Below are 20,645 nucleotides of genomic sequence, written 5' to 3' on the forward strand. Positions count from 1 at the left end.
TCTTTTAGGAGAAGAGCATGGTCTGTTTTTCGGAATCATGCAACAGGAGAATGATGACAATTAAGGTGTGAACGTATGAGCAATTATCAGCAATACCAAAGAATTGTAAACGATCAGATGACTGTATCAAAACGCCTGCTTCAGTGTTATAAAACACTTGGTCTGAATGAATCGGAATTAGTGCTGTTACTCCAAATCCAGCGTTTTTTCCACGAAGGTAATACCTTCCCGACCCCGACGGAAATCGCTGAGTATCTATGCTGCACGGAGCAGGAATGTTCCAAATTGCTGCGCTGCCTTATCCAAAAAAAGTTTTTGGTGATAGAGCAAAAACACAACGAAGATGGTATCATAAACGAATATTATTCCTTAGAACCCTTATGGGAGACTATTTATAATGGTGAAGTAAAGGAGAATGTTCCGAGCGGAAATGATTCACACGAAAATATTTTTGTTTTGTTTGAACAGGAATTCGGTCGTCTTTTATCCCCGTTTGAAATTGAAACGATCAATATATGGCTGGATCAGGAAGAACAGCAGCCTTCACTAATCAAAGCTGCCCTAAGAGAGGCCGTACTTATGGGAAAATTAAATTTCAAATATATTGACCGGATTCTGCGTGAGTGGAAGAAAAAAGGGATAATGAGTGTGGATCAGGCAAGAAAAGCTGGAAAGCAATTTCGTGGTCAGAAAAAAGCGGACCGCCCTAGCCAGGAGAATAAAAGGGATATTTCCCTTTATTATAATTGGCTGGAGGATGATTGAGGAGAAAGGAGGGGAGCAATTGCTGAATAAGAAACAAGTGGCTTTTTGTCTAGATGTGTTTGAAGAAATGTTTCCTGATGCTGAATGTGAATTAAATCACAGAAATGCTTTCGATTTGTTAATTGCAGTTGTCTTGTCGGCCCAGTGTACAGACGCCCTTGTCAATAAGGTCACTAAAAACCTTTTTCAGAAATACAGGACACCTGAAGATTATTTAGCAGTCCCTCTGGAAGAGCTACAGGAGGATATCCGGTCGATCGGATTGTATAGGAATAAATCAAAAAATATCAGGAAGCTTTGTCAAACATTGATTGATAAATTCGATGGGGAAGTACCTAACACCAAAAAAGAATTGGAGAGTCTTGCGGGTGTGGGCAGAAAGACGGCTAATGTTGTCGCATCTGTCGCTTTTGATGAGCCTGCTATCGCGGTGGACACCCATGTCGAACGAGTTTCCAAAAGGCTGGGTATCTGCCGATGGAAGGATTCTGTATTGGAAGTGGAAAAGACCTTGATGCGTAAGATCCCTGAAGAAAGATGGAGTGAGTCTCATCACCGTATGATTTTTTTTGGGAGATACCACTGTAAATCACAGCGGCCAAATTGTGAGCAATGTAAGTTATTGGCTTTGTGCAGGGAAGGGAAAAAACGGATGCGAAAAGTAAGCGGTTAATAAATGTAAAACCCGGACGGAAAGTGCTATAGCACAGCCCGTCCGGGTTTTTTTAGAATCAGTTAGATTGTTTTTTCTTATCAAGGTTATCTTTATCCTTGGTTTTTTTCTTATCGGAGGATCCACCACTAGGGGAAGATCCGTTATCGGATCCGCCACTAGGGGAAGACCCTCCATTACTGGAAGATCTTTGTCCATCTTTAGTATTGGCAGAGGAAGCGGTAGTATCACTTGTGGATGCCTCGTCATCATTCTGGCCGCCTTGATCGGAATCGCCTTGATCGGAGCTGCCACCGGTATTGCCATCGGTGTCATCACCCGATCCGGTTCCATCTCCGGTTCCATCTTCCGATCCGCCAGCGCCGCCATCACCTGTTCCAGCGCCGTCACCGCCCTGTTCATCGTCACCGGAATTACTACCGTCTTCGCCTCCACCACCTTCACTACCACTACCATCTTCAGGGGGGTTATTCCCATTTCCCTGGCCATCTTGCCCGTTACCATTGCCTTCATTGCCACCGTCCTGGCCATTACCTTCGCCTTGACCTTGATCGTCTTCTCCGTTATTTCCTTCGCCTCCGCTGCCTTCACCATCTTCTGGTTTCTCCTGTTCACCGCCAGGGACAGTTACTTGGGCAGAAGCTGTTTCACTTTTACTGTCCTCTCCGACCGCTGTGACATAGAAAGTATAGTCATAACCAGGCTTGATTTGAGTAACTTCTAATTTTTTATCACTCATCGTAGTGATAGACCTCGGCTCAGAACCATTTACGGAAACTGCTACTTCAAAGTTCACATCTTCTTTGTGTTTCCATGACAACTCAATGATATGCTTACCTTTATTATATTTAGCAGTTAAGTCTGTCACCGGATCCAACTGGTCATATACCTCTGACTGTTTTGTTGGGAGGTTGTCAACATGGAACAGTTCAGTGATGACTTTAGATTCTGGTGTGTACTCGCTCGGGAGCTTAGCAGGACGCGTACCTTGTTCGACTTTTACTTCTTTAACCGTATCAGGCTTGGTCCAGTCCTTGGTTTCTTCACCTTCTGATAACGTGCTCATTGTCGACTGGAATGCTTCTCGTGGTATTCTTTTTCCGGCATCAGGAATGTCTCTGGCATTACCTTCCCCATAGCCAGTCCAGACTGAAATTGTGTAATTCGTTGTATAACCTGTAAACCATGAGTCAGGAGCAATTTCTTCACCCCTGTTGGTAGTACCGGTTTTACCGGCCACTGGTAAACCAGGAATATTTGCAGAATTGCCTGTACCATTTTCATTTTTCATAACACTTTTCAGCATATCCGTAATCATATAAGCTGTATATTCGCTCATAGCTGCATGTGGTTCTGGAGTTAGGTCAAGTTCCTCTCCATTTTGAAGCTTTACCATTTTCACGGCATAAGGCTCATTGTAAATACCCTCATTACCAAATGCTGCATAAGCACCTGCCATTTGTACTGGATTAACCGTAATTTGTCCTCCGCCGATTGCATCTACTGGCACTACATTTACATCTTCCGTATTGAATCCAAGGCCACTTGCGAATTCAGCTGCTTTTTCAAGGCCAACCTCCTGAATGGTTTGTATGGCAGGACCATTCAAGGAACGATACAAAGCTTCACGCATGGTTACCCAGCCGTAATATTGTTCATTATAGTTTCCGATTGTATATTTACCTACTTTTGTCGGGCCATCATCGTTGAACTGGTGATAAGTTGACCACTTCATATTCTCAATGGCAGGCCCATAAGCCATGATTGGCTTGAACGTTGACCCCGCTTGACGGCCTCCTTGTATGGCATAATTATAACTTGCAGGATTTTCTGCCTTATTACGTCCTCCGCCGATAGCACGGATGGCTCCGGATTGTGTATCCACAACTGATATTGCCGTTTCCAGCTCCTTATCTGGGAAAGAGAGGGAGCTTTCTTTGCTTAATAGCATTTCCACATGTTCCTGTGCTTTTGGATCAAGAGTAGTGTAAATGCGGAGGCCATCTTTATAAATGTTTGCGCCATCCAATTTTTTTTCGACTTCCTTTTGGACCTTGTCGATAAATGCTTGATATTTATTCGTTTCTTCTTGCTTTGGAGCAAGCATGTCTTCAATTTTTACCTGTTTCGCTTTTTTCGCTTGCTCTTCGGTAATTTTATTATGTTGAACCATCAAGTTCAAAACCACATTTCTGCGGTGTTTTGCATTCTCAGGATGCTCGAAAGGGTTATAGGCAGCAGGACGCTGAGGAAGACCTGCCAAAAGGGCGGACTGAGATAATGTCAGTTTGCTCAAGTCACTGATGCCGAAGTACGTTTGAGCTGCCTCTGCCACGCCATAAGCACCGGCATCATAATAAATCTTGTTCAAATACATTTCCAGGATTTCTTCTTTAGAGTATTGTTGATCCAGTTTAATTGCTAGCCATTGCTCCTGGACCTTCCTCTCTAATGTTTTCTCTGGAGAAAGGAACGAACGTTTGACAACCTGCTGGGTAATCGTACTCGCCCCTTCTGAACCGAATCCTTCAGTGATATTTGCCCAGATTGCAGCTAGTATCCGTTTGAAGTCAATACCAGAATGTTCAAAAAATCGCGCGTCTTCGGTTGCTATTACCGCGTCAATCATGACTTGAGGTAATTCATCGTAACTGATTTTCGTTCTGTCCTGGGACCCTAATTCTGCGAACAAATCTCCATTTCTATCATATATCTTCGATGAAATAGGATCAGATAATTGCGATTCATCAATTTTAGGTGCGTTGGAGATATAATAAGCGAATAATCCGCCAATACCGATCATCATTACTAGGCCAACAATTAACATGATCATGATTATTTTCTTGATCGTCGGTTTTTTACTGCCGCTATTTTTTTTGCGTTTGCTTTGCTTTTGTTGCAGTTGTTTTCTTCTTGCTGTGCGAGATTGGCTTTCGTTTGCCATAACTCTAATCCTCCATTTCTAGAAAAAAAGCTTATCAAGTACTTTTAAATAATCTACTCGTGCCTGATAGTGGAAGGGGATGTGCTGCCCATTTCTTTTAATAAAAGAATAGGGGATAGATTTCCTGCCTCCCTCATATTGTTCGTCCCACCAATGAAAAAGTTTCACCGCAGAGAGAAAAAATGTTTCTTCATGGGGGGTGAATCGTATGATCATAAAGCATATCCCTCCGTGATAATGAACAGCTTTCATATGATCGATCTGGTGCTGATGAATATTTGCTAAAGGAAATGACGTTTTATTTCTCGTTTCCTTTGCTTCAAAATCTATATATTGGCCTCTGTAGATTCCATTGTAATCAGTCGTGGAAGCTTGTTTGAAGTAACCTTCTTTTATGACAGCTGCACTTCTTTTCGGATAATCTACTTTTACGATTTGGACTGGTGTCGGTTTTTTATGGATGACCGCCGTATCAGATGCCAGGTAGTATTCATTCGTAGTGTTGATATCTTCTTCGAGAGTCATTCCTCTGTTACTGAAATTTGTCCGTTTTCTCGTGGATTTACTTGCGGGTCTGGAACTCGAAGACCTCCTGCCATTGGGATAATTCATATGCATACCTCCCTATCACCATGAAAGTATCATACCAAATTTCAGCCTTCTATGAGAACTAAAGTTGCTGAATAGTAATGAAAGTTACCTCAAATCACATACTAAGTATCAGCAGAGGAGGGGGTAACTGGTGTCCCTGAGAGACAGCTTCGATTTAAATGGAATCGCTGAAATAACAATACGCCATAACTCCGATAACATTACCCGAACGGTCGCTTATCAAAACTTCTACTTCAAGCATCCTGAAATCAGGTGGGCCTTGCTTGCTTCCATGGTATCCCGTAATGCCGGGTGGAACATGACTGATCTTTCCCTTTTGCCTTTTCAAAAAATACTGACCAAAAAGGTTAGGCAGCGATTATTTATGACATATGAACGGGCGAATTGGCTGATTTTTTCAGATGCTTATCCGCAGCTGCTCATGTATGAACTCTCTAAAGAGAATAATCAGCCCTTGTTTCACCTGCTTAGGAAATATCATGTTTCCTATTTTATGATCAGGGAATGGCAGCGATTTTGGGAAACGAAAGATGTGAACAGGCTGACTCAAGCACTGATCATTAATGAACAAAACGTTATTGAAAATCCTGTCATAAGGCAGCATTTTTTCAGTGAACAGGTGTTTAAAAGCATCCCTTATCTGCTTGAAACAATACTAAAATTAAATGCTGTTATTTTTCCAACAGTTGAAGGAGAACTTTACGGAATCGAAATTCACCGTTTCACCCACTTAGACGAAAGAATTGCCGTCGGGCATACTCTTACAGATATATTATTTAATCCAGAACTCTTTCAGAAATTCATTAATTTCATTTTAATGGTTCCACCGACGGGTTCAAGGGAAGAGTATGAAAATTTTTTAACAATCAATGGACAGCAAGCACTACCCTTAAGAAGCATTTTTCCCAAAGTCGACCATCAGGATATCATTCGTCAGGACTGGCTGAAATTCAGGGGGTGCAAACAGAAGTGGTGGCTTGTGAAATATGAAAGAGATACCAGGAAGGATATTTCACATTACTATGTCAAAAAGCGGCTGATCGACATAATTGGAAATAGGAAGAAATGATAGAACGGGGGAGGTTAAGAATTAACTTATCAACCTGCCCCGTTGCTATTAGGTCGATGGACGGTTTTCTCCATCCGTCTTAGGGTTTCCTGTTTGAGTGGGACGACTTTTACTGTTTTGTCTGTTTTGCTCTTTATTTCTTCTTTGTTCTTTACGGCTCATGATTCTTACCCTCCTTTTATATTAGTGTTTGTCGAAATGACAATATTATTTTCCCGTAATTAGCTTTTTTTGTTGGATAGCTTCTAGTTTTGTCATGGGGGAAGGGGAGGGAGAAAGGGACAGAGAATTAGGATATAAATGAACAAGGGGAGGTTCTTTTCATGGGTATACCCGTAAGAGTGAAAGATGCAGGAGGAGTTCCGCGGCAGTGTTTGGAGGATGCTTTGGTCGATATGATGGAGGACATGAGAAGGTTAGAGCAAAAGATTTCTCTAAAAGCTGATGAGGTAGTTTTCACCATGGCTGTATCCCATCGGAAAGAAATCGACCGGTTGCAGGATGAAATCATTGAATTACACGAGGAAGTCAGACAGTTAAAAAGAACTCAAAAAGAACTTCATTATAAAAATACCCTTTTATTATCTACAAATAAATTCCTGAACAACTGACATGTCAATGCGTAAGTCCCTTCTCCATGTTATGGTTGTAGAAGGGAAAGGGGAGAAAGTGAATGACTGACTTGTATGCTCAGACTATGGAATTAAAAAGGTTGAGCGACCACCTTGCAGAACGTTATGCTGCTGGTGAAGGACCGGTTGATCGAAAAGATCATGATTTTTTTCAAATGGTGAAAAAGGAAACCATGCCATTGTTCGAAAAAAATGATAAATGGCTGGATACTGCCTCTGCATTTGTCAAAGACCGGGAAGTGAAGGTTCATCCTAACCAGGTGCAGTCGACACATGAAAATATAGAGTTGCTTATCCTGCACAGTTTCTATCTTGACGTAAAGAAGAAACGTTATAATGAACTTCATCACTCTGTCCATTATGTGCTGGATATGATTCTTACAAGTTTATCTGAACAGGAGGGGTCCCATTAAACAGGGACCCTTTTTTAGGTGGTTAAATGATATATCTGAATGGAAGGAGGAATGCTGCCTTTGTTTTTTCTATTCTTTAGCGGCTGTTCCTTCAGGATAGGTTTTTGTTTGTTCTCCTGCTTCCGAAAAACGTTTTGCTGTTTTAGGTTTTTCGTGCTCGTGGTCTTGTCTTTTTACACGGTATCCTTTCCCTCTGCCCATATGGTTCACCTCCTTTTCTGTTAGTATCTCCATTCGAATATAATTATAATAAGGCTTAAATGACCTCAATTTAGGAGAGGAAATGAACGAATCAGCTGGGATGACCGTCTAATGAAATAGAGATAAGGGTGGGGTAAAAATATGGATAGCCAAACCTTGAAGCTTGCTACAAGAGGTGATCCTAGAGCCTTGGCCATGGTATTAGAAGAAAATTACAGCTTTATATATAAATATTTGTTGAAAATTACCTGGAATGAACAAACTGCTATGGATCTGACTCAGGATACGATGGTGAAAGCAATTCAAAAGATACACTTGTATAAAGAAAAATCGAAATTTTCTTCCTGGCTGATTACCATTGCCACAAATTTATTTTTTGATTTAAAAAGAAAAGAGAAGACGGCTAACACCTACTGGGAAAAGGAGCGGGCTGCATCAAGTGATAATTGGTTTGTCAATCAGCAAGAGGAATTACTGGATTTATATGAATTGTTAAAAATATTGAAGGAAGAGCAGAAAATACCCTTATTATTAAAGCATTATTATGGTTACTCCTATGGGGAAATCGGAGAAATGCTTCAAATAAAAGAAGGAACAGTCAAGTCAAGGGTCCATTATGCATTACAGATGATAAGAGAGGAGCAAATTGATGAAAAATAAGGATCCCCGGGACTCTAAAGAGTATTGGAAAAAACCAATCGTAGAAAAAATCCAGAATACAACCTTTCAGGCGGACCAAAAACAATCGGTTGATGTTCCGGAAAGGGAGTGGTTCGAAGACCTGGTAAGAAGAGAGCAAAAAAAACACCGTCAACAGTTGTGGAAGGATTTAATGCTGTTATGGGCAATTGCTCTAATCATTTTTACTGGATTAACTGTCAGTGTGTTTCTTTTGCCCGTTTTCTTTATACTGGTACAGGTAGCCGTGCTGTTTGTATTCTGCTTCCTGTATTGTCAGGAGAAGAAAAGGGTGACTGAGCATGAACAATATACAACCACATGAACTGCCTGTCTGGACGTGGATATTGATAATATTCACCTTGTTAACACAAAGCACTTTGCTATTTCTGGCAGCACGAAGAGCAGGAAGAAACCCTTGGATATGGGGAGTTATCGGTTTAATTCAATTTCCTCTCCCGACCTTAGTTTTTTTGCTGTTCCGCTATGTTTTTTGGAGAGATAAAACATATTAGATATAAATCAATGACATTAGTTGAGCCAACCGCCCATGTTTTAATTAATGATAGTAGCTGATGAATTACTCATAAAAACTTCCCTTTCTGGTATCAACTAATAAACAAGAGGCTGCCCGTAAGTATTTTTCAGACTTATGGGACAGCCCCTGGTTATTTTAAACTTTTCGTATCCCCTTTTTCAAAATCAGATAGAAAGCGGGAACCAGTAATAAAGTCAGTACAGTGGAAAAAATCAGTCCGGACACTATGGAAATCGCTAATGGCCGGAACAGAACGTCACCGGTAAAGATAATCGGCAGAAGTGCTGCGATTGAAGTCAGGGAAGTTAAAATGATTGGCCTCAGCCTGGCCCTTCCTGCTTCTACCACTGCTTTTTTCAATGTGCTGTATTTACTTCGGTTCTTTTCTATAAATTCAATGATGATTACCGAGTTTCTGACTGCCACCCCTGATAATGATACTATTCCAAGCACTGCAAGAAAGCTCAAGGGCTGCCCAGTGAGGAAAAGGCCTATGATCGCGCCGGTAATCGCCAGAAATACGGAACTGGTAATCAATAGCGGCATCGTTAACGAATTAAATTGGATCGCAATGGTCATGTAAATGAGGAACAAAACGATAACAAATATTTTCGATGCTTCTATGAAAAATTCTGTGCGTTCGTTTGTCTCTCCCGATTTTGATAGCGTGTAACCATCAGGGAGATCTTCTTTTGCGTCTGAAATTAACTCGTTGGCAGCACGCGTAAAAGAAGCAGACATATTTTGCTTGGGGTATGCTTCCAGGGTTATCGTCCGCTCGCCATCCTGATGGGGTATCACGCCGATAAGTTCTGTTTGTTCAACTGTAATCAATTCATCCAGTGTAATGAAGGATGGGGTTCCCTGAGAATTACCTGGATTGCTGGAAGCTAATTTAAGTGCTTGTAAGTTAATTCCGTTATGGTCACCATCATCGACAACAGCGGTAATTGGAAGTTGCTTTCCACCGTTATTATATTTACCGATTGGAATGCCTATATTCGCAATTTGGATCTGGGATGAAACCTGGTCGATTGGGATTCCCTTCTCTGCAAGTAATTTCCGATCAATGTTATATTTGAGAAACGGCTGCCCGTTTCCGGCGTTCAATGTAACTATTTCAGCGCCTTTAATGTTCTCCATCTGTTCTTTGAATTGCTGTGATATATCAACAAGTTTTTTCAAGTCGGTCCCCTGGATTTTTAACTCGATTGGCGGAGAAGGTGGCGGTCCAGATACAATTGTATCCATAAATATTTCAGCATTCTGGAATTTGTTCCTCAGTTTTGTTTCCCATTCGTTCATAAATTCAGTGGCGCTGGTATCCTCTTTATCTATCCTTACCAGCAGTTGACCGGTGTTTTCGCCTGAGCGCTTTAAACTGGAACTAAAAAGGTTTGGTAATCCACTGCCCGTATAAACTGCTGTCTCAGTTATATCACTCTCATTGTCCTTCAAAAAACTCTTCATCAGATCTAGTTGATCCTTTGTTTCTTTAAGAGGAGTACCCTGGGGGTACTTTACGGATACAGTCACTTCCTGCCGATCGGCCGGAGGGAAAAATTCAAAAGGAATTTTAAATACCAGTAGGGAAAGCAGCAAACATACTAGTAAACCGGCGATTCCAGTTATCCACGGCCATTTAGTCACTTTAGGCAGCAGGATATCCGCATATGTTTTCTCCAGACGATGGAAGGAGCCCCCAAGCAACCCAACCTTCTTTTTAGAAACTTTTTTGGAGTACTTTTTCCTAACGTATTGGACTGTCGGTATCAAGGTAAGAGCCATAATTGTCGAAGCCAGTATGGTCATGATCAAAACAGTGGGCAATGCTCTGATGAATTCCCCGTTACTTCCTGATAAGAAAGTAAGCGGAAAAAAGCTGAATATGATCATCAGAGTAGAAGTGATAATAGAAACTGAGACTTCTTTTACACCTCTGATAGTTCCTTCCAATGCGCTATCACCAAGCTGAAAGCGGCGTTGGATATTATCATTAACGACAATGGCGTCATCTACCAGGATTCCAATTGCAATGATCATTCCGATAATTGAAATCTGGTTAAGGTCTACTCCTGCGTAGGGTAATGGGATAAGACCTATAACAATCGAAATAGGTACAGCTAATCCAACGAGCAGGGCTGATAAAAATGGCAGACCAAGCATAATGATGATTAATACTGCCGCCAGAGATATACCGAAAGAAGTTATCAGACTGGTGAAGACCTCTTCGATAATTGTACTTTGCGTATAAAAACGATCAATTTTAACCCCAGAAGGCAGCGTATTCTCGTGGTCTTTAATATGTTCTGTCAGTTGGTTCTGCAGTTTGGAAATATCTGCTCCTTCTTTTGCAAAGACAGTCAAGGATAAAGCGGGCTTCCCATTAGAAGCAATCAAATCTTTTACTTCCTGGTTAACGATTTCTATCGTTCCCACATCGCTAAGGGTGATCGGCACGCCTGTGGAGGATTGGCCAACTGGCGTTTTTATCAATTCATCCAGTTCCTTATATTTGTTCAGCTCTAGCTGGTAACTGGTATTATCTTGTTTTTCCGTTCCGATAGCGGCTGGGGAAAGTTCCTTACGTACCGCCTCCAGTACCGAAAATGAAGACAATTTCGCTTCATTAAGCTGCTGATTATTTAGTGTCAGTCTTACTTCTGGATCTGGCAAACCTTTGACTAGCACTGATTTCACTTCAGGTATGGATGTAAGTGTTGATTTCCAATCATCTATTGTTCCGTGAAGTTGTTGTAAGTTGTCGTAATTGCTGGCTGTCAAGTGGTAGGAAGCGACAGCAGACCCCCTTAAATCTGTGTCCACTTCAGGGTCCTGTACACCTTCAGGAAAGCTCCTAGAGACATCTGTAATCGTTTGTCTGATTTTAGACTGAACCGAACTGGTATCTGCTTTGTCGGAAATAGTAGCTGTTATTGATGAAAATCCAGTGGTTGATGCAGAGGTCACTTTTTCTATACCATTAATATCAAGTAACCTTTCTTCTAAAGGGTTGGTTATCATTCCCTCCACTTCCTCTGGAGATGCTCCCGGGAACACTGTGGATATAGAAGCAAGGTTGACGTTGATTTCAGGAAGTTCCCTCTTTGGCAATTGAAAATAAGTGAAAACTCCTGTAAGGATTAATAATAGAATAAATACCCAGACAATTTTGCGGTATCGAATAATGGTTCGCAAATAAATGACCTCCCGTATCTATAATAAGTAATGTTTTTCCATTCTATTATTACTATAAACGTTTATTTGACACTTTTGTCAATTTTCAATATGCGTACGAAAGTTTTGATATGGTAAGCTATTGAAACCGCTTTACAGTAAGAACTATATCGCTTATAATTAATTTCCCAAAGTTAAGGGAGGAAATAATAGTGCCAAATAAGGAACTTATTGAAAGAGCGAAACAAATACGTGAGAAAGCGTACACTCCCTATTCGAAATTCCCGGTAGGAGCAGCATTAAAGACAAAATCAGGAGTCATTTATGAAGGCTGTAATATAGAAAATGCAGCGTATCCTGTAACATGTTGCGCTGAACGTGTAGCTATTTTTAAAGCAGTATCGGATGGTGAAAGGGATTTTTCAGAACTGGCAGTGGTTGCAGATACCACACGCCCGGTTCCTCCTTGTGGTTCCTGCCGTCAGGTTATGAGTGAATTTTTTCCGAGCGACTTGACGATTTATACGAGCAACTTGTCCGGAGAAATAAAGTCGATGACCATGGAGGAACTGCTGCCTTTTTCTTTCAACCAATCTGATCTTACAAAGGATTAGGGCTGTACATAAAATGCCCGACTGGCTTAGCCGGTCAGGCATTTTTTTTGCAAAAAAGCACACCATGCGACATTGATCATACAAAATAGTTATTTGTCTTAGTACATGTACCCCTTTGCATACATAGGTTATTAGGGAAAGGTGAAATTTCAAAAGAAAGGGGTAATGGAAGATGCGTCACAAGCATTGTATGGGTCCGAACCAAGTAAGCCCTGCTCAGCAAGTGGTTTGTCCGACCAAACATTGTGTCCAGCATAACTTCTACCAGAAGGAAGTAGACTTTATTCATCCTACACACACTACGGTTTATAATCATCATATGACCCAGAACAAACATTTTTTCCCTCAAACACAGTCAGTTGTCGATACTTTCGGATCAGAAGATGTCATGATGCCTCCGCAAGGAATGTCTCCTCAAATGGGACCTAGACCACCAATGGGGCCTAACCAGGTTGCAGGGGCTCAATATAATGGTAATGGACCAGGGCCGATGGGAATGGGGCCGCAGGTTGCAGGAGCCCAGTACAACGGACAGCCACAAATGGGACCATATGGCAAAGGTCCACGTCCGGGAGTTATGGGTTATCACAAACCATGCTGGCGGGACTGAACACTCTCCAGGTAAGCGGGCATACAGAAAATGCCCGTTTTTACATAGAATTAACTTTCTACTTATAGAGTGGATACAGGCAGTATAATAAGATATAATCAAAAGGGAATAACAGTAGTGAAGGAGCATGTTATGAAAACGATGGTTGTCACTGGATATAAACCGATGGAATTAGGCATATATAAAAATGATGACCAGCGTGTATACTATATTAAACAAGCCATACAGAAGAAATTAACAGGATTGATTGAAGAAGGACTTGAGTGGGTGCTGATATCCGGTCAAATGGGGGTTGAATTATGGACAGGCGAGGTTGTTCTTGATTTAAAGGAGCATTACGATATCCAATTGGGATTTCTTCCGCCATTTACTAACCAGGAGGAACGATGGCCGGAAGAAGTGAAGCTGCAATATGAAGAATTGACGATGATGGCTGACTTCTTTAAACCTATCTATGAAAAGGACTACGAAGGACCATTCCAGTTTAAGGCTAAAGACAAATTTCTTGTTGAGCATTCGGACGGGGCATTACTCTTATATGACGAAGACACTCCAGGAAGTCCGGATTTTTTCAGGAAAGAAGCAATTGCTGCTAAGGAAAAAACTGAATATCTTTTACTTTACATCACCCCTATCGATCTTCAGGAAACTGTGGAAGAAATAGAAATGTCGAGGCCTGACTTTTGGAGCCAGTGATGGTATTTAAAAAATTGACATTCCCCAGATGTTTTGGAAAAATAAACTATAAGGTGTCTAAGTAGAGGTGAATAATAATGGCAAATGATAAAATTCATTTAGACGGTAAGAAGATTCTGGAAAAAGACTTCAAGACATCCATGCGCGGTTACAATCAGGAAGAAGTGGACGAGTTCCTGGATTTGATTATTCAAGACTATGATATGTTCCAACAGGAATTAGACAGGCTGAAACAGGAGAACGACCGTTTAAGGAGAAATTCCACAAGAGAAACAAGTAGAACACGTACCTCACAGCCGGAACCAGTTCAGAATCATCAGGTGAATTACGATGTATTGAAACGACTATCTAATTTGGAAAAAGCTGTATTTGGCAAGAAGTATGCCGACTCCTGATTATTACATTTATTTACCAGTTATCAATAACAGAGAAGTATGATATAATGAATTTTCCGTTGACGGAGACAAATGAAATAGCTACAATAATAGAGCATGTTTGAATACTCGGATAATCGCTGCAACACCATGCAGAGGAAAGTCCATGCTCGCACAGGCTGAGACGCCTGTAGTGTTCATGCCTGACGAAACCATAAGTCAGGGTAGCCTTATGGCTAACGGCAGGGAAGATACCTAAGTCTTAAACAGATATGGTATCCCAACCTTGAAAGTGCCACAGTGACGTAGTCAAAGCAGAAATGCTTTGAGTGGAACGCGGTAAACCCCATGAGCGAGCAACCCAAATGAAGGTAGGGGCACTCTTTGACGGGAACTCAACCGGAGAAGAGACAAGTACACTTGTAGATAGATGATTATCACCGGAGTACGAGGTTGACCACCGCTTGCAGTACGATGGAACAGAACATGGCTTATAGAGTATTCAAAGGTCGCAATTATTGTGATAAACCCTTTCTAAATGCAGCATTGCGTTAGAAAGGTTTTTTTATTATATGACGGAAAGGATTGTCATCTGCCCATGAAACGAAATGTGACATTGATTGCAACGGCAGCAATGGGGCTCGAATCCATCGTTGCGAATGAAGTAAGGAATCTCGGATATGAAGATGTGGAAGTTGATAATGGAAGAGTGACTTTTGATGCGGATGTTTCTGCGATCCCCAGGCTGAATTTATGGTTAAGAACCGCTGATCGCGTCAAACTGCAGGTTGGAAAATTTAAGGCTTTAACGTTTGATGAATTATTTGAGCAGACGAAAGCGCTTCCTTGGGAGACGTACATACCGGAAGATGGTGAATTTCCTGTTGTCGGGAAATCGGTCAAATCAAAACTGTATAGTGTTCCGGATTGTCAGTCGATTGTAAAGAAAGCTATTGTGGAACGCCTGAAGCAAAAACACGGAGTAGCTTCATGGCTTAAGGAGAGTGGAGATTTTTTCAGGGTGGAAATTGCTATTCATAAGGATACGGCGTTGTTGACTATTGACACCTCTGGCCAGGGTCTTCATAAACGCGGTTATCGAACAGGGCAAGGAGAAGCCCCTCTAAAGGAAACTTTGGCTGCTGCTCTTATTCAACTGACAAATTGGACAGGAGATAAGCCTTTCGTTGATCCTTTTTGCGGGTCCGGTACAATTGCGATTGAAGCCGCACTTATAGGGCAGAATATTGCCCCTGGCTTCAATCGTGAATTTGCATCAGAATCTTGGGGATGGATTCCGCAGAGTGCTTGGGATAAAGCATTTGAAGAAGCAGAAGACCTCGCGAATTATGATCAGCCGCTGAATATCACTGGCTATGACATCGATCATCGGATGATAGAAATAGCGCAGGCGAATGCCCTTGAGGCAGGACTTGGCGAGCTTGTTCAGTGGAAACAAATGCAGGTGAAAGATTTACGGCCTAAGCAGGAAAATGGCTATCTTGTGTCAAATCCTCCCTATGGAGAGCGAATTGGGGAGCGGAAGGAAGTAGAAACAATGTATCGGGATCTCGGGATGATTATGAGAGATAACCCGACCTGGAGTGTTTATATACTGACTTCCCACTCCGATTTTGAGACCATTTATGGTCAAAAAGCTTCTAAAAAACGGAAACTCTTTAACGGGTTCATCCGGACTGATTACTATCAATTTTTTGGGAAGCGCTGAAATTAATTAGGGGGAAGGGCTATGAGCAAAGCGATTGAAAGGGATTTTCTGGATTTATTAAAGGAAAAGGCATCCTATGAGGAAGCACTGGCATTAATGTTTTGGGACTTACGGACAAAAGCTCCCAAAAAAGCTGTAGAGAACCGGACAGAGGTAATTGGAATGTTATCTCAAAAAGTACATCAAATTACTACTTCCGAACGCATGAAGCATTACATTGATGAATTAAAAAGCGTCTCGGAAAATGAAATGATTAAAAAAGCTGTGGAAAAGTCAGAAGAAAGCTACGATCGTAGTGCCAAAATTCCTGACGAGGAATACAAAGAGTATGTAATGCTCCGTTCAAAAGCTGAATCCATCTGGGAAGATGCTAAGGGAGACGATGATTTTGATACCTTCCAGCCTTATCTTGAAAAGCTGGTCGAGTACAATAAAAAATTTGCAGGTTATTGGGGTTATGAAAACCATATCTACGACGCTCTGCTCGATAATTATGAGCCTGGAGTGACGGTGGAAGTACTGGATAACGTCTTTCCAAAAGTCCGTTCTTCCCTCACCAATCTGGTAGACAAAATCGAGCTTTCTCCCAACAAACCTGATCCTTCCGTACTTCATGGGCACTTTCCGAAAGAAATGCAGGGAAAATTCAGTCTGGAAATTCTTGAACGGATGGGATATGACTTTCAAGCAGGCAGACTGGATGAAACAGTACACCCATTCGCCATCGGGATGAATGTCAAGGATGTAAGAGTGACGACAAAATATGATGAAGCAGACTTCCGTACGGCAGTATTTGGTACCATTCATGAAGGCGGGCATGCTTTGTATGAACAAAACATCAATCCTGAATTGTCTTTTACCCCGCTTGCGGGTGGGACTTCGATGGGGATTCATGAGTCGCAATCCTTGTTTTGGGAAAATTTCATCTCCCGTAGTGAAGCCTTTTGGGAAAATCATTACAACTTGTTTAAGAGCTATGCACCTTCCTCATTCACAGACCTACCATTGAATACTTTTTATCGTGCTATAAATGAAGTCAAACCTTCGTTTATTCGAATTGAAGCGGATGAATTGACATATCCCCTTCACATCATGGTTCGTTATGAACTGGAGAAGGCGTTGATCAACGGCGAAATTAAGGTGAAAGATATTCCTGAATTGTGGAATGATAAGATGGAAGAATATTTAGGCATCCGTCCACGAAACAACGCAGAAGGGGTATTACAGGATGTCCATTGGTCTGGTGGAAGTTTTGGTTACTTTCCGTCTTATGCATTAGGGTTTATGTATGCAGCACAATTCCATCACACGATGCAGCGCGACATTGATATGGATGCAGTCATCCGGGCCGGAGATTTTACAAAAATCAAGAATTGGCTTACGGAACATATCCACAAACACGGGTCCATGAAAAAACCGCTTGAGATTTTGAAAGATGTAACTAATGAGAGTTTGAATCCTGATTATTTAATCAAGTATTTGACCGATAAGTATAAGAAAATCTATCAATTTTAAAGATGTTACGATGAACAATGGGATTACTTAATGGGATATCCAAAGCACAAAAAAGAAAAAGCATTCATACTTCAGGATGTCGAGGAAGATTCGACATCCTGTTTTCAGTTCATGGGGATCATTAATAATTGAACTTCTTTACCGAGACAGTGATTGTATTCATTGCTATTATACTGCTTAACATCTTATCGGCTTCGCTTTTACGATTGCAGGTCATTTCGTATTTACTTAAATTCATGGATGATTGAAATTTAGGATCAGCGATTTATTTATATTATTACTCCTATAAGACACACTAATGAAAAAAGGAGTCGCTTATGAGCTGCATCCTATCTATCGGTAAAAGTATTCCTCCATTTGAAATGGATCAAAAAGAAGTAAGTTCTCTGGTGGAACAGCTGTTTCCGCTTACGGACAGGGAAAAGGAAAGATACATGCCTATTTTTGATAATTCGCTGATTAAAAAGAGACAATTTGTAGTAAACCCTTCCTGGTTTCTAAAAAATCACGGGTTGAAGGAAAGGAATGACATATATATTGACCATGCCGTAAACCATGGTCTTACTGCTATTGATCACTGTTTAAATAATGAAGTTTTCCTGGACTCACCTGTACAATATAATGATATTGATATGATTATTTTTGTTTCTACAACAGGAATGGCTACCCCTTCTATTGAAGCACGCATTATGAATCATCGCGATTTCAGGGAAGATGTCAGACGAATGCCGCTTTTTGGACTTGGCTGTGCCGGTGGGGTTAGTGGGATGGCCAGGGCACATGAATGGTTAAAAGCCCATGATGAATCTTGTGTACTGGTTGTCAATGTAGAGCTGTGCGGCTTGACTTTCCAAAAAACAGATTCGAAAAAAAGCAATTTTGTCGGGACTGCCCTGTTTGGAGATGGAATCAGCGCAACTCTTCTGTGTGGTCAGTCATCCAGGCATTTTGCTAAAAAGAGAAGAACTGCCCCTGTTATTACAGATACGGGGTCAAAAACAAAAAAGGATTCCATTTCAGTAATGGGGTGGGATGTTACTGACCAGGGGTTCGAAGTAATCTTTAACAAAAGTATTCCTCATTTGGTGAAAAGTTTCTGGAAAGAACACATAGAACAATTCACGGCGTTACAGGATATAAAATCCGAAGCTCTGCCATTCTTGGTAGCCCATCCAGGTGGCAAAAAAGTACTGGAAGCTTATGAAGAAGTACTCAAGATAAAAAAAGATAAATTGCAGCATTCTTATGGGGTTCTCGAAGATCACGGCAACATGTCCTCGGTTACAGTTTGTTACGTTTTGGAGCGATATATGAAAGGCTTCCCGGATAAAGGAACGATATCTTTAATGGGTGCTCTCGGCCCAGGTTTTAGTTCAGAACTGATCAGTCTGGAGTGGGTGTGATGCTGATTATTTGGCCGTTTCTTCTTATGTTCATCGTCCTCCAGCGTATACTTGAGTTAATTATCGCAAAGTCAAACAAGGAATGGGCAATGAAACAAGGCGGTGTAGAAATAGGTGAGGAACACTATAAATGGTTTATCCTTGTCCATGGGGCTTTTTTTATCATGCTTATCATCGAATCCTATCTTTCCTTTACAGGCTGGACCACTATAAAAACGATCCTCCTATGTATTTTCTTGTCCTTTCAGGTATTAAGGGTATGGTGTCTCGTTTCGCTGGGAAGGTACTGGAACACCAGGATCATTGTGATCCCAGGGCACACACTGGTTAACAAAGGCCCATATAAATACTTGAAACATCCGAATTATCTTATCGTCCTAGGTGAATTTATAGTTATACCGCTAATATTCCAGGCTTACGCAACAGCAATAATATTTCCGGCATTGCATCTTCTGTTAATGGGAATTAGAATACCTGCCGAAGAAAAAGCATTGGAGGAACTATCAGCCAACGGATATACACCTGAAAATTGCTGAACTGAATAGAAATTCAAACACCTTGAGCCAGGCATCCCACCTGGCTCTTTGTTTCTGCTATAATAAAGGAGATGAAAGGTGTGGAATAATGTCGAATATAATTTCAGTAACCAAGGCAAAAGAACTGAGTGATCAAAAAGACGTTGTTTTTGTTGATTGCCGATTTGACTTAGCTGATAAAGAAGCCGGCAGGGAATCGTACCTTAAAGAACATCTTCCTGAAGCAGTTTATTTCGATTTAGAGAAACATCTCAGTGGACCGGTCATAACACATGGCGGGAGACATCCGCTTCCGGAATTGGGCTATTTTCAGAATGTCCTGGCAGAGGCAGGAATAAGTCAACATAAAATTGTCATTGCTTATGATCAGAACAAAAGTGCAATGAGCGCAAGACTTCTATGGATGTTGAAATTCTGTGGTCTTGATATGGCATACATACTTGATGGCGGTCTTGATGCCTGGAAGGAAGCCGGATATCCTACACAGCCAGGAGAAACTACTCCAAAAAAAGAAGTACTTCCTGAATTTAATATCCATCACGAAATGGCATGTGGTGCAGCTTATGTAAAGAGAAAAAGCGGGGAAGGGAAAGCCGTTCTTGTGGATTCTCGAAATTATAAAAGATTTTCGGGTCAAGAGGAGCCGATTGACGTAAAAAGCGGGCATATACCAGGTGCAATACAATTTGAATGGATGAATGTCTATCGGGAGAACGGGACTTGGAAATCAAAAGCAGAATTAACTGCTTTATATGCTGATATTTCCTCATCCAATGAAGTGATTGTTTATTGTGGTTCCGGTGTGACAGCGGCTTCGAACGTTATTGGTTTATGGGAAGCCGGTTTTCTAAATGTGAAACTTTATGTGGGAAGTTTCAGTGACTGGATTTCTTATCCGGATAATGAGGTAGCCGTGTCAGACTGATGAATTGTCTGATATAGATATTCAACCCTGTTGTAAAAAGGTGGCAGAGCATGAAACAAACATACACACTGGCTTACTATCTTGAGGACCTCTGGTCAAAAGGTTTCAAGCTGTCAGACGAGGATGTGGTTTTCATTTATTTCGGGATGAATTCAACAAATGCCCCCGTTTGGAAAGTTATCCTTGCTTTGAAAGCGACATTGCAATTTCAACATAAATTCGATGGCAGTTTTTATATGAGCGTACTGGAGCTAATTACCAGAGAGAAAATTGATACAAGAAGAAAAGCTTGGTGCGCATTAGAGACAAAGGGATTATCAAAAAAGTACCTGGACAGGGAAATCGGTTCGATCCGCGGAGATTACAATAGAATAAAAGAACATAAGTAAAGCCATGTCCTAAGCAGGAAATGGCTTTTTTACCGTCTAACAATTATAGATGATTGTATGCAGCTCCTCGCGCTCTTGACAAAGAACGTCACGGCGAGGCTTGGCTTAAGCTTGTCGGGGTGCAAGGCGCATCCGCTTTTGTTTCGTCCAGC

21 protein-coding genes and 1 other RNA gene are annotated in these 20,645 nt (G+C 41.3%); 18 read left to right on the forward strand and 4 right to left on the reverse strand.

The features are described from left to right. Nucleotides 1–75 precede the first annotated feature (75 nt). Nucleotides 76–765: a DnaD domain-containing protein gene (locus JOC33_RS06915; protein WP_205091773.1), complete on the forward strand. Its 690-nt coding sequence runs from the start codon at nt 76–78 to the stop codon at nt 763–765. Nucleotides 766–784: 19 nt separating this feature from the next. Next, nucleotides 785–1,438 carry an endonuclease III gene (nth, locus tag JOC33_RS06920; RefSeq protein WP_205091774.1) on the forward strand — a complete coding sequence of 218 codons (654 nt, stop codon included), beginning with the start codon at nt 785–787 and terminating at the stop codon, nt 1,436–1,438. A 58-nt stretch (nt 1,439–1,496) separates the two neighbouring features. Here nth and JOC33_RS06925 read toward each other — a convergent pair whose 3' ends face one another. Together JOC33_RS06925 and recU are read right to left on the reverse strand one after the other, a co-directional pair. Beyond that, nucleotides 1,497–4,382 carry a transglycosylase domain-containing protein gene (locus JOC33_RS06925; RefSeq protein ID WP_205091775.1) on the reverse strand — a complete coding sequence of 962 codons (2,886 nt, stop codon included), beginning with the start codon at nt 4,380–4,382 and terminating at the stop codon, nt 1,497–1,499. 18 nt (nt 4,383–4,400) lie between these two features. Beyond that, a complete protein-coding gene (gene recU / locus JOC33_RS06930; RefSeq protein ID WP_205091776.1) occupies nt 4,401–4,994 on the reverse strand; it encodes a Holliday junction resolvase RecU in 594 nt (197 codons plus the stop codon). Nucleotides 4,995–5,124: 130 nt separating this feature from the next. On the opposite strand from recU, the gene JOC33_RS06935 reads away from it, so the two are divergent. The 3 genes from JOC33_RS06935 (at nt 5,125) to JOC33_RS06945 (ending at nt 7,108) form a co-directional block, all read left to right on the forward strand. Continuing rightward, nucleotides 5,125–6,063, forward strand: coding sequence for a DUF2515 family protein (locus tag JOC33_RS06935; RefSeq protein WP_338054486.1), 939 nt, complete (start codon nt 5,125–5,127; stop codon nt 6,061–6,063). Nucleotides 6,064–6,386: 323 nt separating this feature from the next. Then, the gene (locus tag JOC33_RS06940; protein WP_205091777.1) at nt 6,387–6,674 is read left to right on the forward strand and encodes a hypothetical protein; all 288 of its coding nucleotides are present in this window, start codon (nt 6,387–6,389) and stop codon (nt 6,672–6,674) included. 62 nt (nt 6,675–6,736) lie between these two features. Next, nucleotides 6,737–7,108, forward strand: a complete 372-nt coding sequence (locus JOC33_RS06945; RefSeq protein WP_205091778.1) for a DUF1798 family protein — start codon at nt 6,737–6,739, stop codon at nt 7,106–7,108. A 69-nt stretch (nt 7,109–7,177) separates the two neighbouring features. Here JOC33_RS06945 and JOC33_RS20520 read toward each other — a convergent pair whose 3' ends face one another. Then, nucleotides 7,178–7,309: a hypothetical protein gene (locus JOC33_RS20520; RefSeq protein WP_275576973.1), complete on the reverse strand. Its 132-nt coding sequence runs from the start codon at nt 7,307–7,309 to the stop codon at nt 7,178–7,180. Between the two features lie 141 nt (nt 7,310–7,450). Here JOC33_RS20520 and JOC33_RS06950 point away from each other — a divergent pair, with 141 nt between their 5' ends. Both JOC33_RS06950 and JOC33_RS06955 read left to right on the forward strand, forming a co-directional pair. Further along, nucleotides 7,451–7,969, forward strand: coding sequence for a sigma-70 family RNA polymerase sigma factor (locus JOC33_RS06950; protein ID WP_205091779.1), 519 nt, complete (start codon nt 7,451–7,453; stop codon nt 7,967–7,969). Beyond that, nucleotides 7,959–8,312 (forward strand): YxlC family protein, encoded by a 354-nt coding sequence (locus JOC33_RS06955; protein ID WP_205091780.1) that lies wholly within the window; start codon nt 7,959–7,961, stop codon nt 8,310–8,312. The genes JOC33_RS06950 and JOC33_RS06955 overlap by 11 nt, the downstream gene beginning before the upstream one ends. A 348-nt stretch (nt 8,313–8,660) precedes the next feature. Here the strand turns inward: JOC33_RS06955 and JOC33_RS06960 are convergent, their stop codons facing one another. Continuing rightward, a complete protein-coding gene (locus tag JOC33_RS06960; RefSeq protein ID WP_205091781.1) occupies nt 8,661–11,723 on the reverse strand; it encodes an efflux RND transporter permease subunit in 3,063 nt (1,020 codons plus the stop codon). A 191-nt stretch (nt 11,724–11,914) separates the two neighbouring features. Between JOC33_RS06960 and cdd the strand changes: the two genes are divergently transcribed. The 11 genes from cdd (at nt 11,915) to JOC33_RS07015 (ending at nt 20,493) form a co-directional block, all read left to right on the forward strand. After that, the gene (cdd, locus tag JOC33_RS06965) at nt 11,915–12,316 is read left to right on the forward strand and encodes a cytidine deaminase (RefSeq protein ID WP_205091782.1); all 402 of its coding nucleotides are present in this window, start codon (nt 11,915–11,917) and stop codon (nt 12,314–12,316) included. A gap of 172 nt (nt 12,317–12,488) precedes the next feature. After that, a complete protein-coding gene (locus tag JOC33_RS06970) occupies nt 12,489–12,926 on the forward strand; it encodes a CotD family spore coat protein (RefSeq protein ID WP_205091783.1) in 438 nt (145 codons plus the stop codon). Nucleotides 12,927–13,058: 132 nt separating this feature from the next. Beyond that, nucleotides 13,059–13,622, forward strand: coding sequence for an SLOG family protein (locus JOC33_RS06975; protein ID WP_205091784.1), 564 nt, complete (start codon nt 13,059–13,061; stop codon nt 13,620–13,622). Between the two features lie 77 nt (nt 13,623–13,699). After that, nucleotides 13,700–14,017: a cell division regulator GpsB gene (gpsB, locus tag JOC33_RS06980; RefSeq protein ID WP_205091785.1), complete on the forward strand. Its 318-nt coding sequence runs from the start codon at nt 13,700–13,702 to the stop codon at nt 14,015–14,017. 104 nt (nt 14,018–14,121) lie between these two features. Beyond that, an RNA gene (gene rnpB / locus JOC33_RS06985) (RNase P RNA component class B) lies at nt 14,122–14,495 on the forward strand. A gap of 99 nt (nt 14,496–14,594) precedes the next feature. Then, nucleotides 14,595–15,725 carry a THUMP domain-containing class I SAM-dependent RNA methyltransferase gene (locus tag JOC33_RS06990; RefSeq protein WP_205091786.1) on the forward strand — a complete coding sequence of 377 codons (1,131 nt, stop codon included), beginning with the start codon at nt 14,595–14,597 and terminating at the stop codon, nt 15,723–15,725. Nucleotides 15,726–15,746: 21 nt separating this feature from the next. Continuing rightward, on the forward strand, nt 15,747–17,240 hold the full coding sequence (locus JOC33_RS06995) for a carboxypeptidase M32 (RefSeq protein WP_205091787.1): 1,494 nt from the start codon (nt 15,747–15,749) through the stop codon (nt 17,238–17,240). A gap of 317 nt (nt 17,241–17,557) precedes the next feature. Then, nucleotides 17,558–18,643, forward strand: coding sequence for a type III polyketide synthase (locus JOC33_RS07000; RefSeq protein ID WP_205091788.1), 1,086 nt, complete (start codon nt 17,558–17,560; stop codon nt 18,641–18,643). Continuing rightward, nucleotides 18,643–19,179, forward strand: a complete 537-nt coding sequence (locus JOC33_RS07005) for an isoprenylcysteine carboxyl methyltransferase family protein (RefSeq protein ID WP_205091789.1) — start codon at nt 18,643–18,645, stop codon at nt 19,177–19,179. Before JOC33_RS07000 ends, JOC33_RS07005 begins: the two co-directional genes overlap by 1 nt. Nucleotides 19,180–19,267: 88 nt before the next feature. After that, the gene (locus JOC33_RS07010) at nt 19,268–20,104 is read left to right on the forward strand and encodes a sulfurtransferase (RefSeq protein WP_205091790.1); all 837 of its coding nucleotides are present in this window, start codon (nt 19,268–19,270) and stop codon (nt 20,102–20,104) included. Between the two features lie 50 nt (nt 20,105–20,154). After that, nucleotides 20,155–20,493 carry a DUF6123 family protein gene (locus JOC33_RS07015; RefSeq protein ID WP_205091791.1) on the forward strand — a complete coding sequence of 113 codons (339 nt, stop codon included), beginning with the start codon at nt 20,155–20,157 and terminating at the stop codon, nt 20,491–20,493. Nucleotides 20,494–20,645 lie beyond the last annotated feature (152 nt).

Origin of the sequence: Thalassobacillus pellis (assembly GCF_016908295.1) — a bacterium.
GTDB lineage: Bacteria > Bacillota > Bacilli > Bacillales > Halobacillaceae > Thalassobacillus > Thalassobacillus pellis.

Coding starts and splice junctions, on each gene's coding strand:
- JOC33_RS07010 (WP_205091790.1), top strand. CDS start 19,268: ATGTCGAATATAATTTCAGTAACCAAGGCAAAAGAACTGAGTGATCAA.
- JOC33_RS07000 (WP_205091788.1), top strand. CDS start 17,558: ATGAGCTGCATCCTATCTATCGGTAAAAGTATTCCTCCATTTGAAATG.
- gpsB (WP_205091785.1), top strand. CDS start 13,700: ATGGCAAATGATAAAATTCATTTAGACGGTAAGAAGATTCTGGAAAAA.
- JOC33_RS06990 (WP_205091786.1), top strand. CDS start 14,595: ATGAAACGAAATGTGACATTGATTGCAACGGCAGCAATGGGGCTCGAA.
- JOC33_RS06915 (WP_205091773.1), top strand. CDS start 76: ATGAGCAATTATCAGCAATACCAAAGAATTGTAAACGATCAGATGACT.
- JOC33_RS06925 (WP_205091775.1), bottom strand. CDS start 4,382: ATGGCAAACGAAAGCCAATCTCGCACAGCAAGAAGAAAACAACTGCAA.
- JOC33_RS06940 (WP_205091777.1), top strand. CDS start 6,387: ATGGGTATACCCGTAAGAGTGAAAGATGCAGGAGGAGTTCCGCGGCAG.
- JOC33_RS07015 (WP_205091791.1), top strand. CDS start 20,155: ATGAAACAAACATACACACTGGCTTACTATCTTGAGGACCTCTGGTCA.
- recU (WP_205091776.1), bottom strand. CDS start 4,994: ATGAATTATCCCAATGGCAGGAGGTCTTCGAGTTCCAGACCCGCAAGT.
- JOC33_RS06970 (WP_205091783.1), top strand. CDS start 12,489: ATGCGTCACAAGCATTGTATGGGTCCGAACCAAGTAAGCCCTGCTCAG.
- JOC33_RS06955 (WP_205091780.1), top strand. CDS start 7,959: ATGAAAAATAAGGATCCCCGGGACTCTAAAGAGTATTGGAAAAAACCA.
- JOC33_RS06945 (WP_205091778.1), top strand. CDS start 6,737: ATGACTGACTTGTATGCTCAGACTATGGAATTAAAAAGGTTGAGCGAC.
- JOC33_RS06975 (WP_205091784.1), top strand. CDS start 13,059: ATGAAAACGATGGTTGTCACTGGATATAAACCGATGGAATTAGGCATA.
- JOC33_RS06995 (WP_205091787.1), top strand. CDS start 15,747: ATGAGCAAAGCGATTGAAAGGGATTTTCTGGATTTATTAAAGGAAAAG.
- JOC33_RS07005 (WP_205091789.1), top strand. CDS start 18,643: ATGCTGATTATTTGGCCGTTTCTTCTTATGTTCATCGTCCTCCAGCGT.
- JOC33_RS06950 (WP_205091779.1), top strand. CDS start 7,451: ATGGATAGCCAAACCTTGAAGCTTGCTACAAGAGGTGATCCTAGAGCC.
- JOC33_RS20520 (WP_275576973.1), bottom strand. CDS start 7,309: ATGGGCAGAGGGAAAGGATACCGTGTAAAAAGACAAGACCACGAGCAC.